The following is a 14,671-nucleotide window of genomic DNA, read 5'->3' as shown; positions in this document are numbered from 1 at the left end:
CGACGGTTCACCGGCCGCGGCTTGGCCCGCGCCCGCAGCGAATGGACCTTCCACGCCACCGTGCACAACATCGCCAAGATCCTCACCCACCTCGCCGCAACACCACTACCCGCCTGATCAACGACGGACACCGGCATCAGATCCAATCCCACCAAATCAGGGACAATCCATTTCGAGACAGCCCGCCCAGCGAACGTTTGCGCACCCAAATCGCAGAGAGTTAGGCCTTCCACACCGTCTTGAGGTTGCAGAACTCGCGGATCCCCGCGGCGGCCAGCTCGCGGCCGTAACCGGAGTCCTTGACCCCGCCGAACGGCAACTCCGGGTACGAAACCGTCATACCGTTGAGGAACACCGCGCCGGCGTCCAGATGACCGATGAACCAGTCCTGTTCTGCCGCTTCGTTGCTCCACACCGCCGAGCTCAGCCCGAAGGTGGTCTGGTTGGCCACCCGTGCCGCCTCGTCGCGATCGGCGACCCTGTAGAGGGAGGCGACCGGCCCGAACGTCTCCTCCATCACCACTCGCATCTCGTCGGTGAGACCCGCGAGCACAGTGGGCGAGTAGAACCAGCCAGCGCCATCGGGAGCACCGCCACCGGTCAGCACCTGAGCACCCTTGGCCACCGCATCATCGACTAGTTCGGCCAGGTCGTCGCGCCCGGACGCGGTGGCCAGCGGCCCGACGTCGGTGGCTTCGTCCATCGGGTCGCCGACCACGAGGGCGTTCATCTTGGCGACGAAAAGGCGGGCGAACTCTTCGTAGATGTCGGTGTGCACGATGAAACGCTTTCCTGCGATGCAGGATTGGCCATTGTTGGAGATCCTGGCCTTGACCGCGACTGTAGAAGCTTCATCGAGGTCCGCGCTGGGCATCACGATGAAGGGATCGGAGCCGCCCAGTTCGAGCACCGCCTTCTTGATCTGACCGCCCGCCGTCGACGCGACGGAGCGCCCTGCCGGTTCCGAGCCGGTCAAGGTGACCGCCTTGACGCGGTCATCGGAGATGACCGCCTCGACGCCGGCCGAGCCGATCAACAGCGTGCGGAACGACCCGGTCGGGAAGCCGCCCTTCTCGAACAGCTCGTCGAGGTACAGCGCGGATTGCGGCACATTCGAAGCGTGCTTGAGCAGACCGGAGTTGCCTGCCATCAGCGCCGGCGCGGCGAACCGGATGACCTGCCACAGTGGGTAATTCCACGGCATCACCGCCAGCACGACGCCGAGAGGCTGCCAAACCGTCCAAGCCTGCGAGGCCGAAACGGTCGAGGGATCTGCCAGTGGCTCGTCGGCAAGGAAGGACTCCGCGTGCTCGGCATAGAACCGCATGTTCTTGGCACACTTGAGCACCTCGGCGCGGGCCTGGCCGATGGGCTTGCCCATCTCGAGGGTGAGCATCCTGGCGGCGTGCTCGACATCGGCCTCCAGGATGTCCGCGGTGGCGTTCATCCACTCGGCGCGTTGGTTGAATGTAGTGTCACGCAACGCATTAGCGGCCCCGGCAGCCTCTGCGATACGGCGCGCCACCTCGGCGTCATCGTGGGGTTCGAATGTTTCGACGGTCTCCCCCGTGGCCGGGTTGATGGTTGCGATTGCCATATGTGCGGTTCCTTCTTCAGCGGATTGGATGCGATCAGCGGGGTGGATGGCTGGAAAAGACTTCGGGGTGGCGCGTGAGCTGTAACCGGGTGCGGCGGATGTGCCCGAACAGCACGCGCTCGGCCTCGTCGGGATCGTTCTCACGGATCGCCGCCACCAGCATGTGGTGTTCGTCGTGCACGATTCGGTTGCTGTCATCGTCGAGTAACCGGGTGAAGGCGCGGCGGTAGTGCTGGGTGGCGTTCCACAGCCGTTCGACGGTTGGGCGCAGAAACGTCGTCTCCGCCGCACGATAGCTGCCGAGATGGAACTCCCGGTCCAACGCAAGGAAGTGCTCAGTATCGCGGGTGTTGCTCATCTCCTCGGCCAGCTCGCCAAGGCGATCGACGTCGGCAGGCGTGAGATGGGGCAGGCTGTAGCGCAATAGAAGCGGCTCGATCCGCTCGCGGACTTGGTACAGCTCGGCGCACTCGTCGGCACTCAGGCTGGCGATCCACGCGCCGGCGTTGGCCACCGTCGTGACGAGGCCCTCGGACTCCAGGGTTCGCAGCGCCTCGCGGATCGGCACGCGGCTGGCCCCGTACTGTGCGGCGAGTTCCTCCTGGCGCAGCCGGGTGCCGGGCGGATAGGCGCCGTGCAGGATCGCCGCGCGCAGTTCGTCAGCGACCCGTGCTCCGGTGACACCGTCACGCACCTGGGGTTGCGCCATCCTGCCTCCGATCGGTGTTAGGGCTTCACTGCGCCGGGGTGTTCGGGTTCCACAACAACACTTCGGCGTCCTTCTCGTATTCTTTCCCGCCAGGGAAGCTCACCAGCTCGAACTGCATGCCCCAGGGACTGAGAAAGTACACCCATCGCTGGCCTGCGCTGGCATTGCTGCTGGCCGTCGGCTCGCCAAGTACCCGAACGCCTTCGGCGCGAAGGTATTCGACAGCAGCGTCGAGATCGTGGACGTAGAGCGCCAGGTGGTGGCCGCCGATATCGCTGTTGCGCGGAACGGGTGCCGCGGCGTCCGCCGGCTCGTACTCGAACACCTCGAAATTGGCTCCCGTGCCGCACCGGTAGAAGTGCAGCCGTCGCATCACGGTGCGCGGGTGGACGTTGAGATGATCACGCATCCAGTCATCCTCGTGCTCGAACGGCCCGAGCGTGTAGACGTGCGTGCAACCCAGAACCCGCACGAAGAAGTCGTGGGCTTCTTCGAGGTCGGGAACGGTGAAGCCGATGTGATCAGTACCGACCAGACCTGGCAGCGCCATACAACCTCCCGCGCGTAATGTATCCAATACTGCTCACACTAGTCCATATTTCCATGATCTGTGTTGATTCCTAGCCAAAGTGGATCCAATCGGCGTAGGTTGGCTCAGACCGTTGCCAGTGCCGCCGGGTCACTCGCGGTCAACGGAAGTAGGAGACATGCCACGCGAACAACGCCTCGAGACCGGTTCTGCCTGGATCGAACTGTCGACCACCGACGACGACTGGAAAGCAGCTTCGCCACAGCTTCTCGGCACCATGCTCGCCGAACTGCACCTCATTCGCGCCTTCGAGGAAACCGTGCTGGAGTTGGCAGGTGAAGGGCTGGTGCACGGCCCAGCGCACTCGAGCATCGGGCAGGAAGGTGGGGCGGTCGGTTCGATTGTCGGTCTTCGCTCAACTGATGCCGTCAACGGATCGCACCGTGGTCACCATCAGTTCCTCGCCAAGGCGCTCACGCATGTCACGGGCGGTGCGATCGATCCCGCTGCGGCGGTGAGCCCCAAGATTCAGCGGGTGCTGCAACAGACCTTGGCCGAGATCCTCGGGCTGGCCCAGGGCTACTGTCATGGCCGCGGCGGATCCATGCACCTGCAATGGTTCGAAGCAGGCGCCCTTGGCACCAACGCGATCGTCGGTGGTGGCGTACCGATGGGCGCGGGCAATGCCTGGGCCCAAAAACACAGTGGTACAACCGATCTCACCATCAGTTACTTCGGTGACGGAGCCAGTCAGATCGGTTCCGTGCTCGAGACGATGAACCTCGCCGCAGCATGGAAGCTGCCGTTCTGCTTCTTCATCGAGAACAATCTGTACGCCGTGTCCACCCGGGTCGAGGAGATCACCGCCGATCCTCGGTTGTCGGTGCGCGGCCAGGGGTTCGGCATTCCTTGTTGGCGCGTCGACGGCATGGACCCGTTGGCAGTGCACCTGGCCACCGAGCAGGCGGCCGAACGGATGCGCAGCGGCGAGGGACCCGCGGTGATCGAGGTCGAGGTATACCGGTTCTTCCACCAGAACGGGCCCTACCCCGGCAGTGCGTTCGGATACCGCGACAAGGAGGAAGAGGCGCATTGGCGCTCTCGTGACCCGCTCGACAGGGTCGCGCGCGAGATGATCGCGCTCGGCTTGATCGACGAGGCGGGGATAGCGTCGGTGCGTCGGCAGGCACAGGATGCGATGACGGCCGCTACGGCCGAGTTGGTCGAGGACGACCCCGACGATGCAGGCAAGCGTCGTATCCGGCCGCAACTGTGGCCCGATCCCGGCTTCGTCGACGTCGGGATGCGGGGTGACGCAAGCGAGCTCGCAGCTCTCACTCCCCTGGAACCGACGGAATATGAAGGCCCCTGGCGCTCAGTAAAATTCGTCGAAGCAGTGGCCGGCGTAATGGACCGCAGGATGGCCCGTGACGACCGCATCGTGGTGTTCGGTGAGGATGTACACCATCTGAACGGCGGCACCAACGGTGCCACGAAGGGTCTCGCGAAATACGGCGATGACCGGTTGGTGGGGACCCCGATCAGCGAGAACGCGTTCAGCGGCATCGGCGGTGGCATGGCACTCGACGGCCGATTCCGGCCGGTTGTCGAGTTCATGTACCCCGACTTCATGTGGGTGGCCGCAGATCAGGTGTTCAATCAGATCGGCAAGGCGCGACACATGTTCGGTGGCGACAACCCCGTGCCGTTCGTGCTGCGCACCAAGGTCGCGATGGGGGCGGGATACGGGTCTCAGCACCTGATGGACCCCGCGGGCATCTTCGCGACCAGCCCCGGTTGGCGGATCGTCGCACCATCGACCGCCGCCGACTACGTCGGGCTGATGAACGCCGCTCTGGCCCTTCAGGATCCGGTGCTCGTCATCGAGCACATCGACCTCTACGGAATCGCCGACAAGGTCCCAGATGGGGATCTCGACTACATCATCCCGCCGGGCCGCGCCGCAATCCGGCGGGCAGGTTCCGAGGTCACCGTGATCAGCTATCTGTCCATGGTGAACCACTGCCTCGAGGCGATCGAGCAGACCGACGTCGACGCCGAACTGATCGATCTTCGCTGGCTGGACCGCGCATCGATCGATTGGGACACCATCACCGCCAGCGTCCGAAAGACCAACGCGGTCTTGATCGTCGAACAGGGCGCGCGCGGCAGTTCCTACGGCGGCTGGCTGGCCGACGAGATCCAGCGCAGGCTCTTCGACTGGCTGGACCAGCCCGTCGAACGGGTGTCCGGTACGGAGGCGTCACCGAGCATCTCGAGGGTGCTCGAACGCGCCGCCATCGCCAGGACCGAGGAAGTCGTCGCGGGTCTGGAGAAGGTCCGTGCAGCAATGGGTGTGCTCAGGGCGAGCGACGCGACGGGGGGTGTGCGCTGATGGCCACCGTCGTGCGGATGCCGGAGGTACTGGCCAATACCGGCGAGGCCGTCATCCAGACATGGCTCGTCTCGGAGGGGCAGGAGATCGCCGTTGGTGACCCGCTCGCCGAGATCGAAACCGAGAAGGCGGTCGTGGAATACGTCTCGGAAGTGGATGGGATCGTGGGCAGGCTGATCGCCGAAGCGGGCTCGACGATTGCGGTGGGCGAGCCGATCGCCGTGGTGTTGGCGCCAGGCGAGACCGATGCAGACGTCGATGCCGCCGTGCGCAACGGTGTCGCCGTGTCGCCCACACCGGAGCGAGAACTCGTCGCCGTGGGCGTTGCCGACGCCGGCGCCGCGGCCAACGGCCGGCGACTGTTCGCCACCCCGTTGGTGCGAAAGCTTGCGCGCGAACGGGGAATCGAGCTCGAGAGCGTGACGGGAACCGGCCCCGGAGGGCGCATCGTGCGGCGTGATCTGGACCGGCTGCCCGTCGCCGAACCCGCCGCAGCACCGCAACCGGTGCGGGCCCCCGCTGCCGCCGTGGAATCAAGCGAACCGGCAACGGGTTTCACGGACATTCCGCTCACCCCGATGCGCAAGGCCATCGCGCGCAGGCTCACCGAGAGCAAGACGACGGTGCCGCACTTCTATCTCACCGCGGATTGCCGGGTCGACGACCTGCTCGAGTTGCGGCGCAGCGTCAACGCGGCCGCCACCGTCAAGGTGTCGCTCAACGACTTCATCCTCAAGGCGGTGGCCGGGGCCCTGATCGAGGTACCCGACGCCAACGCGATCTGGAACGGCGACTCGATCCGTCGCTACGACGGCGCCGACATCGCGGTGGCCGTGGCCGTGGACGGCGGGCTGCTGACGCCGGTGTTGCGCAGCGTGCACACGACACCACTGTCGGCGATAGCCGCCCGGACCGCCGATCTCGCTCGGCGCGCCAGGGACGGGCGGATCAAACAGCCCGAACTCGAGGGCGGCAGCTTCTCGGTGTCCAATCTCGGGATGTACGGCGTCGCAGAGTTTTCCGCGATCCTCAACCCGCCGCAGTCCGGCATTCTCGCCGTCGGCGGCGCCATCCAGCGGCCCGTCGTCGTCGACGGTGAACTGAAGGTCGGCACGGTCATGACGGTCACCCTGTCGGCCGATCACCGGGTCATCGACGGTGCGGTGGCCGCCGCGTGGATGGCAGCCTTCGTCCGGCGGGTCGAGAACCCGTTGACCATACTGATCTGAACGCGCAGAACGCTTCCCGCCGCCGTCAGCGGCGGGAAGCGCTGAGCTCAGTACTTGTTGGCGATGACGAGTTCCTGCGCTGGGAACAGCGTCAGGATCCGCGGCCCATCGGCGGTGACGACCACTTCTTCCTCGATGCGCGCGGCCGAATGGCCGTCCGAGGCCGGGCAGTACGTCTCGAGGGCGAAGACCATGCCTTCCTTGAGCTCGATCGGTTCGGTCATCGAGTTCAGCCGCGAGATGATCGGGCGCTCGTGCAGGCCGAGTCCGAGGCCGTGCCCGAATTGCAGTCCGAAGGCGGCGAGTTCGTTGTCGAAGCCGAACTCGGTCGCCTTCGGCCACACGGCTGCCACCTCGTCGGTGCCGACGCCGGGCCTGACCATGTCGATCGAGGCGTCCATCCACTCGCGGGCCTTGGTGTACGCGTCGTGCTGGCTGGCCGTCGCGCTGCCGACGTTGAACGTGCGGTAGTAACACGTGCGATAGCCGTTGAAGCTGTGGATGATGTCGAAGAAGGCTTGATCCCCCGGTCGAATGAGCCGGTCGGTGAAGTTGTGCGGATGGGGGTTGCACCGCTCCCCACTGATCGCGTTGACGGCCTCCACCTGATCCGAGCCCATCGCGTAGAGCCGCTGATTCACCAGCGCGACGATTTCGTTCTCCCGGATGCCTGGCTTGAGGGCCTCGAAGACGTCCTGATAGACCCCGTCGACCATCGCGGCCGCCTGGGTGAGCAGCATGATCTCGTCAGCTGACTTGATCTCCCGCGCGTCGAGCATGCGCTGCTGGCAGTCGACGACCTTCAACCCTTGCCGCTGCATCTCGAACAGGAACGCGGGCTCGACGATGTCGACGCCGACCGGGGCGTCGCTCAGGCCGGCGTCGTCGAGCATTCCCTTGATCTCGCGGATGGCCGACACCATCAGGCCCGCCGACGGCGCGACGGCGCCCCGCATCCCGAGCATTCCGGGGCGGCAGTTCTCGTCGGGCAGCCAGTTCGAGTAGAGCTTGTGGTGGCGCACCGCCGAGCCGAAGTCCCACAACCACGGATCGTCGGCCGTGCGCGTGAGCAACGCGTACCGCGTCATCTTGTCGCCGAGCGCGCCGCCGATCCAGGTCTGGGTCGTGTAGCGGATGTTGTAGAAGTCGAACAGCAGGAACGCACCGCACTCACTGGCCTCCAGCGCCGCCTTCGCGCGACGGAGCCGGTAGTCACGGAGCCTGGCGAAGTCGACGCGCTCTTCGTAGTCGACGCCCATGTGGCCGGGAGCCGGAAGGGGGCGCGACTCACTCATCCGCGGGTATCCCCAGACCGTCGTCGACGTCGGCCTCTTCGGAGACCAACTCGACTCCCGAGCGCCGGGCCTGTTCGAGCAGCAAGGTCGCGAAGTCCTCGCTGGTGTAGCCAGCACCAACCGCCGATGACACCATCTCGGCGGTCACTGCGGCGACGGGCATCGGCACGCCGTACTGGCGGGCGGCTTCCAGGCCGAGGTCGAAGTCCTTGCGCAGCAAGACGTTAGTGAACGTAGGCGCGAAGTCGAGGTTCACCAACGCAGGCGACTTGTACCGGGTGAAGACCGATCCCATGACTGAGTTGTTCAGGAATTCCAGGAACGCCTGCCTGCTGGTGCCGCCCTGCTCGGCGAGCACGGTGATCTCGGCGAGGGACTGCGCGACCACGCCGAGAAAGACGTTGTGGCAGATCTTGACGAGACGGGCGACTTCGCCTTCACCGACGTAGGTGACGCCCCGACCGAGGGGGCGCAGGAGGTGTTCGGTGCTCTCGTAGGCCTCACGCGGACCCGAGACCGCAAGCGTGAGCTTGCCCGACCTGACGACCTTCGGGTTGCCGCTGACCGGAGCGGCCAGGAATGTGGTCGCCTTGGCGGCGGCCAGGCCGCGGATCTTCTCCGAGATGGCTGCCGAGACGGTCGAGCAGTCGATGATGATCTGGGGCGAGGCGTCGGCGGTGAGAAGCCCGTCCTCTCCGACGATCACGTGCTCGAGATCGTCGGAGGCGGCGACCATGATGAAGACGACGTCGCGATCGGCGAGCTGCGCCGGGGTGTCGACCAGCTTGGCGCCCCGTGCGGCCAGAGGCTCCGCCTTGGACCTCGTGCGGTTGTAGACCGACACGTCGTGCCCGGCGTCCAACAGACGTTCGATGAGCGCGTAGCCCATCCGTCCGGCGCCGATCCAGCCAACGTTCATGGTCTTTTCGTCGTGTTCCATTTGATCTCCCGCCTCGACTGCAATCGGTTGCAATCCTGCCGTGCGGTCTGGCTCAAGTCAACACCGCAGCATGCGCCGTATTCATCACACGGCCGCAATACGCACAGGCGAGCCGCAATTAGCGAACGGTTGCAGCCGCTCGCACCTGTCGGGGCAGAGCCCTGAAACCCCTCAGCCGCGCGGGCGAGGTGCCGGGACCGGACCGGTCGAGGACCGGATGACCATCGTCAGTGGCAAGAGCAGCGAACGCGGATGGCGGTCAGGGTCATTGAGCACTTCCAGCAGCAATCGGGCCGCTTCGGCGCCGATCTCGTAGTGCGGGATGCGCACGGTCGTCATGGGCGGTGACACCTTGTCCATGAACGGCATGTCGTTGAACCCGACCACGCTGATGTCGTCCGGGCAGCGCAGGCCGCGTTCGGACAGGGCGTCGTAGACACCGAGGGCAAGCAGGTCGTTACCGGCCAGGACCGCGGTGAACTCAGGACCGGAGTCCAACAGAGTCCGCATTGCCTTAGCGCCTGCCTGCTCCGACCATTCGTCGCAGGTGATCGTGCGCGTGCTCTCGGCCGGGAGTTGGAGTTCCTCCAGGCTGGACAGGAACGCGCGACGCCGGGTCACGCCGGTCGACAGGTCCTGCGGCCCGGCGAGATGCACGATCTTGGTGTGGCCCAGATCGACCAGGTGCTGCATCGCCATCGCGACACCTGCCGCGTCGTCGGAGGTGACCGATGGGATGTCGGCGCCGTTCGTGCGACGGTTGACCAGCACCATCGGCGTCGATGCCGCAGCGAGTTCCTCGAGCAGCGGGTGCTTCAAGTGCGCGGTCGCGAACACGAAGCCCTCGACGTTGCGCTGACGGAACGACTCGACCGCCGTCTTCTCCACGTCGGGTCGGTTGTCGGTGTTGACGATCCACGCGTTGTAGCCGATGGTGCGGAGCACGTCCTCGACCCCCCGCACGATGGGCGGGAACAGCGGGTTGGTCAGGTCGGGGATCACCAGCCCGATGCTGGCCGACCGAGATGTCTTGAGGCTGCGGGCGATCGGATTGGGCGAGTAGCCCATCTCGGCAGCGACCTTCTTGATTCGGGCCGCAGTTTCGGCGTTGACCAAACTCTCGGTTTGCTGGTTCAAGGCGCGCGAAGCGGTGGCCGGATGGACGCCGGCCATGACCGCAACCTCACGCAGCGTGGCCCTGTGCACAGACCCCCACTTCCCTCCTCGACTGCAATCGGATGCATCGTCCCGTCAATGATGGCGTGACCCCCGCGCACGTGCAAACTACCCAGACCAGTCGCAGGCGAACGATGGGCGCGCGTGGCGGCTCACGTGCGTCGGCCCGTGCCAAGGCCGGCTGTCGCCAGCAACGTCCGCCAAGTGGACGCCACCACGTCGAGATCCGGGCTCGGGCTGTGCTGACGTCTCAGGTTGATCAGGGTATTGATCGAGGATTCGTCGACTCGTCCATCGGTGATCAGGCCGTGAGTGGGATCGAGCAGGCAGCCAAGGTGTGCCTGGGCTTGCGGCTCGGCCAACCCGAGCAATCGCCCTGCCGCCTCGAGCACCTCTCCTCGCAGACGGCCGGTGACGACGTCACCCGCGGTATCGATCACCACCTCTGCGAGACGTTCTCGCGGACCAGTGATTTCGGGGTCGTCGTTCGACATCGCGGCCATGACGGTACCGAGATAGGGACCGAGGTCGGCGACCGTACTCACGACCCGGCACCCGGCTGCGATCGCCAGCAGCTCGTTGCCCGCATTGAGGACCGTGGCCGCGCACGTCTCCTCCGCCAGCGCCGCAGCACGCCGAGGGGTCGATCCCAGGGACTCGACCGTGTAATCGTCCTGGCCGAGGCCGGCGCGCTCCAGGAGTGCGAACGCGACGAACGCGAACCCCGACCCCGGCACGTCGACCCCGACGACACGACCTCGGACGTCCGCGACGTCCGTCACCGAAGGCGCGAGACACAGCGACAGCCCGAGCCCCCGATCAACGGCTGCGAGGATCTCCACCGGCAGGTTGCGCTGGAGTGGATTGTCGCTGAGAAACCGATAGGCGAGAACGTTGTCCGGGCTGGTCATCACCACGTCGAACTCGCCGGCTTCGAGCGAGCGGAACTGAGCGGGCGACGAGGGCACGGGGGTCTCGGTGACGTCGAGCCCGGCGCGGTCCAATCGTCCGGTAGAGCGGGCGACGTCGATCAACAGCGACGGTGTGAACGTTCCGATGCGTAGCTGGGCTCGTGTCATCACCACATGGTGCCATAGCTGCAATCGTTTGTAGATCGACTAGTTGGTTGCCTACCTGCCGGTTTGTCGCAGCCGCCCTCCCCGCCTTCGAGTGCCCATTGACATGACCCACGTCACATCGCAGGATGGAGCAAACGATTGCAGTAACAACGCGAGTGCAGAGATAGAGGTTGCGATTTTCATGAGTCAGGCCGTTCCCTCGGTGACCCAACGCCCGCGACCGAGCGCCGACGACGCACCGACGACCCGGGCACCACTGATCGAGATTCGCGGCGTCAGTGCCGGATACGAGAACAAGCGGCAGAAGACACGGCTCATCGCCCTTCGGGACGTGAACTTGGACGTGCAACGCGGCGAATTCCTCGCCATCGTCGGCCCCTCCGGCTGCGGCAAGACCACGCTGATCAACATGATCGCGGGATTCATGAAACCCCTCGAGGGCACGATCCGGGTCCATGGGGAGCCCGTTCACGGACCAGGCGCCGACCGGGCCATGGTGTTCCAGGACTATGCGGTGCTGCCATGGCGCACGGTGTACAAGAACGTCATGTTCGCGCTGGAGAACCGGCACCCCCGCCCCTCAAAGGAGGTATCGGCGGAGCGCATCGCGCATGCCCTCGAACTCGTCGGCCTGACCGGATTCGAGAAGTCCTATCCGTACGAGCTCTCTGGCGGAATGCGTCAACGGGTCGGGATCGCAAGAGCGTTGGTATCGGAGCCGGAGATCCTCTTGATGGACGAACCGTTCGGTGCCGTCGACGCCATGACGCGCGAGGCGATGCAGGCGGAGTTCGAGAAGATCATCGCTCACACGGGCCAGACCGTCTTCTTCATCACCCACTCGATCGACGAGGCGCTGACGCTCGCCGATCGGGTGGTCATCGTGTCGAACCGGCCGGGCCGGGTCAAGGAGATCCTCGACGTCGATCTGCCAAGACCCCGCTTCGACGAGGGCGTGCGGCGAAGTGAACGCTTCGGCCAATTGCGCGAACACATTTGGAACCAGCTCCAGGCCGAGGCACTGGGCGCGAAGGTCGGAGGGGACCGATGAGCTCGAGCACACTGCCGACAACGAGGCCAGGAGCCGACTCGAACTCGGTCACCGAGGCCATCACGCGCAGCAGATGGGCGCCGTTCCGGAGCTTCTTCATCACGGTGATAAACCTGACGCTGTTCTTCGTGATCTGGCAGCTGGTCGCACTGTCGGAAGTCATCAACCCGTTGTTCTTCCCCAAGGCCACGGACATGTTCTCGGCGCTGTACCACGGTTTCGTCGACGGCATCATCGGTCCGGAACTGCTCCACAGCGTGCAGAACTTCACGATCGGCATGTTGATCAGCGCCGCGATCGGCATCCCGCTCGGGCTGTTGATGGGCGGCGTGCGGATCGTCGACCTGATCCTGTCCCCCTACGTGTGGGCGATGACGGCGCTGCCGCGCGTCGCGCTCATCCCCCTTCTGATTCTCGTTCTGGGCTTTGGCAATTCGATGCAGCTCACGATCATCGTGCTGTCGGCGGTCTTCCCGATCATGGTCAACTGCATGGAGGGGGTGAAGACCGTCGATCCGTCGCTGGTGCGGGCCGGTCGCGTCTTCGGTACCAGCGGGGCGCAGCTGTACGTCAAGGTGATCTTGCCGTTCACGCTCCCGTTCGTCGTGAGTGGCATCAATCAAGGCATTGCCCGTGGACTGGTCGGGATGCTCATCGGGGAGCTGCTCGGCGGCGGAGGGAAGGGGCTCGGATTCCTGCTCGACCGAGCGGGCGACCAGTTCGATGCGCCGATGATGTACGCCACCTTGGTGCTCCTCGCGGTCCTCTCGGTGGGCCTGGTGCAGGGAATGCGATGGATCGAACGCCGGGCCGCACCCTGGCGCGACTTCTCGCGTGCGTAGACACCCAAAAGATTTCCCCGACTTCACAACAAGGAGAAGTGCATGAGGAAAAGCAAACGATTGCTCGCATTGCTCGGCGTGGGTTTGACGTTCGCGATGGTGCTCACGGCTTGCGGTGGGGGCGCGAGTAGCGGTGGCGGTCAGGCGACCAGTACTCCGACCAACGCAGACGAGATCGACGGCAAGATCGACACGTCGAAGGTGAAGAAGTCGGTCACCGTCGCCGTGGACAACCCGTACTACCTCTTCCACGAGGACATCCTGGTAGCGCAGGACAAGGGCTACTTCAAGGAAGTCGGAATCGACAACGTCGAGATCATCACCGTCGAGGACCCGCTGCCTGCGCTCATCGGAGGATCGGTGGACTTCGCGCTGTACGACACCGACACCACCATCGCGGCGGCGAACAAGTCGAAGTCCGGAGTGCGGTACCTGTCGCCCTACCTCGGCGGTGAGGCGAACATCCTCGGCGTGCACGAAGGCATCAACACCGCCGCCGACCTCAAGGGCAAGACCATCACCGGCGGACAATTCGGCAGTCGCAACGACTTCCTGATTCGAAAGCTTCTCAAGGACAACGGTCTCAACCCCGATACGGACGTCCAACTGGTGAGCACAGGAGGTCAGTCCAACGAGCGTCTGCAGAACCTGATCGCAGGCACGGTCGACGGCGCCAGCCTCCAGCTCCGACACAAGGCACTGATCGAGAAGGCGGGTGGCAAGTTCCTGTTCCAGGAGCTGGGACGGGCACCTCAGAACGGTTGGGCCGCCAACAAGATCCTGACCGAGAGCCCCGAGACCGCAGCCGCCTTCCTGACCGCGACGCTGAAGGCACGCCAGTTCATCAACGACATGAAGAACAAGGACGCGGTGCTTGACCTGATGGCCTCCAAGGGTTTCGACCTCCCGCAGCCGTACCGCGATGCGTACGCCGATGAGCAGAACGCCAACTACCACACCGGCGACGGAGGCTTCGACGTCAAGGACATGGATCAGTTCGTCAACGAACAGATGGATCTCAAGGTGATCCCACCGGGAACCAATTGGCACGACTACGTCGACCTGGTCCCGCTATGGCGCGCGCAAAAGGCGCTTGGTCTGCCCCTGCGGCCCAACCCCGCCGACTTGACCAAGTGACGACGGAAACCGCCTCGGCCCAAGGCCTTCGGCTCCTCGGCCAGCACGACCTCGGCGGACGTGGCGACGGCATGCAGGTCATGCGTCATGGCGACGCACTGTACGTCGGACACGCCGGGACCAGCGGGGCGGGCACGTCGATCCTCGACGTGTCCGCCCCGGACCGTCCACAACTGGTATCGCAGTGGGACGCGCCCGCCAACACCCACACCCACAAGGTGCAGGTCGCAGACGGGCTCCTGCTGATCAACCACGAGCGATTCCCGTACCGGCCCAAGAAGCCGTTGGGCCCGCACTCAGCCGGTGTCGCGGTCTACCGGGTCGACGATCCGTTCGAGCCGAAGCAGATCGGGTTCTGGGAGTCCGGAGGCAAGGGCGTGCACCGCATCGTCTGGGAAGGTGGACGCTACGCCCACATGTCCGGTGCGCCAGCCGGATTCACCGACCGCATCTGGATGACGATCGACCTGATCGAGCCCGACAAGCCCGTCCTCGCCAGTCGCTGGTGGTGGCCCGGGCAGTGGAGCGAAGGGGGCGAGACCAAAGACTGGTCCGACGGTCATCGGGTCGCGGCGCACCACGGTCTGGTCGAGGGCAAGTACACCTACCTGGGTTACGACGACGCAAATCTGGTCGTGCTCGACACGTCCGATCCGACGACCCCCCGGGAAGTGTCACGCCTGCAGTGGGGA

13 protein-coding genes are annotated in these 14,671 nt (G+C 65.1%); 6 read left to right on the top strand and 7 right to left on the bottom strand.

The annotated features are described in order from the left end of the window. Window positions 1-220: 220 nt before the first annotated feature. From QOC69_RS08125 to QOC69_RS08115, 3 genes are read right to left on the bottom strand one after another with little or no spacing between them, the layout of a single operon-like run. Window positions 221-1,597, bottom strand: coding sequence for an NADP-dependent succinic semialdehyde dehydrogenase (locus tag QOC69_RS08125; RefSeq protein ID WP_526438173.1), 1,377 nt, complete (start codon window positions 1,595-1,597; stop codon window positions 221-223). A 34-nt stretch (window positions 1,598-1,631) separates the two neighbouring features. Next, window positions 1,632-2,306, bottom strand: a complete 675-nt coding sequence (locus tag QOC69_RS08120; protein ID WP_526438171.1) for a GntR family transcriptional regulator — start codon at window positions 2,304-2,306, stop codon at window positions 1,632-1,634. A gap of 25 nt (window positions 2,307-2,331) precedes the next feature. After that, window positions 2,332-2,856 carry a VOC family protein gene (locus QOC69_RS08115; protein WP_526438169.1) on the bottom strand — a complete coding sequence of 175 codons (525 nt, stop codon included), beginning with the start codon at window positions 2,854-2,856 and terminating at the stop codon, window positions 2,332-2,334. Window positions 2,857-3,013: 157 nt separating this feature from the next. On the opposite strand from QOC69_RS08115, the gene QOC69_RS08110 reads away from it, so the two are divergent. Next, the gene (locus QOC69_RS08110; RefSeq protein ID WP_526438167.1) at window positions 3,014-5,230 is read left to right on the top strand and encodes an alpha-ketoacid dehydrogenase subunit alpha/beta; all 2,217 of its coding nucleotides are present in this window, start codon (window positions 3,014-3,016) and stop codon (window positions 5,228-5,230) included. Further along, entirely contained in the window at window positions 5,230-6,459 is a 1,230-nt protein-coding gene (locus QOC69_RS08105) for a 2-oxo acid dehydrogenase subunit E2 (RefSeq protein WP_526438165.1), read from the top strand. The genes QOC69_RS08110 and QOC69_RS08105 overlap by 1 nt, the downstream gene beginning before the upstream one ends. Before the next feature lie 47 nt (window positions 6,460-6,506). Here QOC69_RS08105 and QOC69_RS08100 read toward each other — a convergent pair whose 3' ends face one another. From QOC69_RS08100 to QOC69_RS08085, 4 genes are all read right to left on the bottom strand, one after another. Beyond that, a complete protein-coding gene (locus QOC69_RS08100) occupies window positions 6,507-7,754 on the bottom strand; it encodes a M24 family metallopeptidase (RefSeq protein ID WP_526438163.1) in 1,248 nt (415 codons plus the stop codon). Further along, on the bottom strand, window positions 7,747-8,694 hold the full coding sequence (locus QOC69_RS08095) for an NAD(P)-dependent oxidoreductase (protein WP_526438161.1): 948 nt from the start codon (window positions 8,692-8,694) through the stop codon (window positions 7,747-7,749). Before QOC69_RS08095 ends, QOC69_RS08100 begins: the two co-directional genes overlap by 8 nt. 171 nt (window positions 8,695-8,865) lie before the next feature. After that, window positions 8,866-9,900: a LacI family DNA-binding transcriptional regulator gene (locus QOC69_RS08090; RefSeq protein WP_526438159.1), complete on the bottom strand. Its 1,035-nt coding sequence runs from the start codon at window positions 9,898-9,900 to the stop codon at window positions 8,866-8,868. A gap of 122 nt (window positions 9,901-10,022) precedes the next feature. Continuing rightward, a complete protein-coding gene (locus QOC69_RS08085; protein ID WP_526438157.1) occupies window positions 10,023-10,949 on the bottom strand; it encodes an ABC transporter substrate-binding protein in 927 nt (308 codons plus the stop codon). Window positions 10,950-11,130: 181 nt separating this feature from the next. Between QOC69_RS08085 and QOC69_RS08080 the strand changes: the two genes are divergently transcribed. The 4 genes from QOC69_RS08080 to QOC69_RS08065 all read left to right on the top strand — a co-directional run. Further along, the gene (locus QOC69_RS08080) at window positions 11,131-12,000 is read left to right on the top strand and encodes an ABC transporter ATP-binding protein (protein ID WP_526438155.1); all 870 of its coding nucleotides are present in this window, start codon (window positions 11,131-11,133) and stop codon (window positions 11,998-12,000) included. Then, the gene (locus tag QOC69_RS08075) at window positions 11,997-12,842 is read left to right on the top strand and encodes an ABC transporter permease (protein ID WP_526438153.1); all 846 of its coding nucleotides are present in this window, start codon (window positions 11,997-11,999) and stop codon (window positions 12,840-12,842) included. The genes QOC69_RS08080 and QOC69_RS08075 overlap by 4 nt, the downstream gene beginning before the upstream one ends. 42 nt (window positions 12,843-12,884) lie before the next feature. Continuing rightward, complete coding sequence (locus QOC69_RS08070; protein WP_526438151.1) at window positions 12,885-13,979, top strand: ABC transporter substrate-binding protein; 1,095 nt, start codon at window positions 12,885-12,887, stop codon at window positions 13,977-13,979. Continuing rightward, a partial coding sequence (locus QOC69_RS08065) for an LVIVD repeat-containing protein (protein ID WP_526438149.1) occupies window positions 13,976-14,671 on the top strand: 696 nt, incomplete at its 3' end. The genes QOC69_RS08070 and QOC69_RS08065, both read left to right, overlap by 4 nt.

The sequence above is a fragment of the Mycobacterium sp. genome, assembly GCF_032162105.1.
Lineage (GTDB): Bacteria > Actinomycetota > Actinomycetes > Mycobacteriales > Mycobacteriaceae > Mycobacterium.
Note: the sequence above shows the minus strand (reverse complement) of the source record. Positions and strands in the feature narration are given on the sequence as shown.

What these genes read in the sequence shown, in the direction of transcription:
- QOC69_RS08125 (WP_526438173.1), bottom strand. Translation starts at nt 1,597, where the DNA reads ATGGCAATCGCAACCATCAACCCGGCCACGGGGGAGACCGTCGAAACA.
- QOC69_RS08120 (WP_526438171.1), bottom strand. Translation starts at nt 2,306, where the DNA reads ATGGCGCAACCCCAGGTGCGTGACGGTGTCACCGGAGCACGGGTCGCT.
- QOC69_RS08115 (WP_526438169.1), bottom strand. Translation starts at nt 2,856, where the DNA reads ATGGCGCTGCCAGGTCTGGTCGGTACTGATCACATCGGCTTCACCGTT.
- QOC69_RS08110 (WP_526438167.1), top strand. Translation starts at nt 3,014, where the DNA reads ATGCCACGCGAACAACGCCTCGAGACCGGTTCTGCCTGGATCGAACTG.
- QOC69_RS08105 (WP_526438165.1), top strand. Translation starts at nt 5,230, where the DNA reads ATGGCCACCGTCGTGCGGATGCCGGAGGTACTGGCCAATACCGGCGAG.
- QOC69_RS08100 (WP_526438163.1), bottom strand. Translation starts at nt 7,754, where the DNA reads ATGAGTGAGTCGCGCCCCCTTCCGGCTCCCGGCCACATGGGCGTCGAC.
- QOC69_RS08095 (WP_526438161.1), bottom strand. Translation starts at nt 8,694, where the DNA reads ATGGAACACGACGAAAAGACCATGAACGTTGGCTGGATCGGCGCCGGA.
- QOC69_RS08085 (WP_526438157.1), bottom strand. Translation starts at nt 10,949, where the DNA reads ATGACACGAGCCCAGCTACGCATCGGAACGTTCACACCGTCGCTGTTG.
- QOC69_RS08080 (WP_526438155.1), top strand. Translation starts at nt 11,131, where the DNA reads ATGAGTCAGGCCGTTCCCTCGGTGACCCAACGCCCGCGACCGAGCGCC.
- QOC69_RS08075 (WP_526438153.1), top strand. Translation starts at nt 11,997, where the DNA reads ATGAGCTCGAGCACACTGCCGACAACGAGGCCAGGAGCCGACTCGAAC.
- QOC69_RS08070 (WP_526438151.1), top strand. Translation starts at nt 12,885, where the DNA reads ATGAGGAAAAGCAAACGATTGCTCGCATTGCTCGGCGTGGGTTTGACG.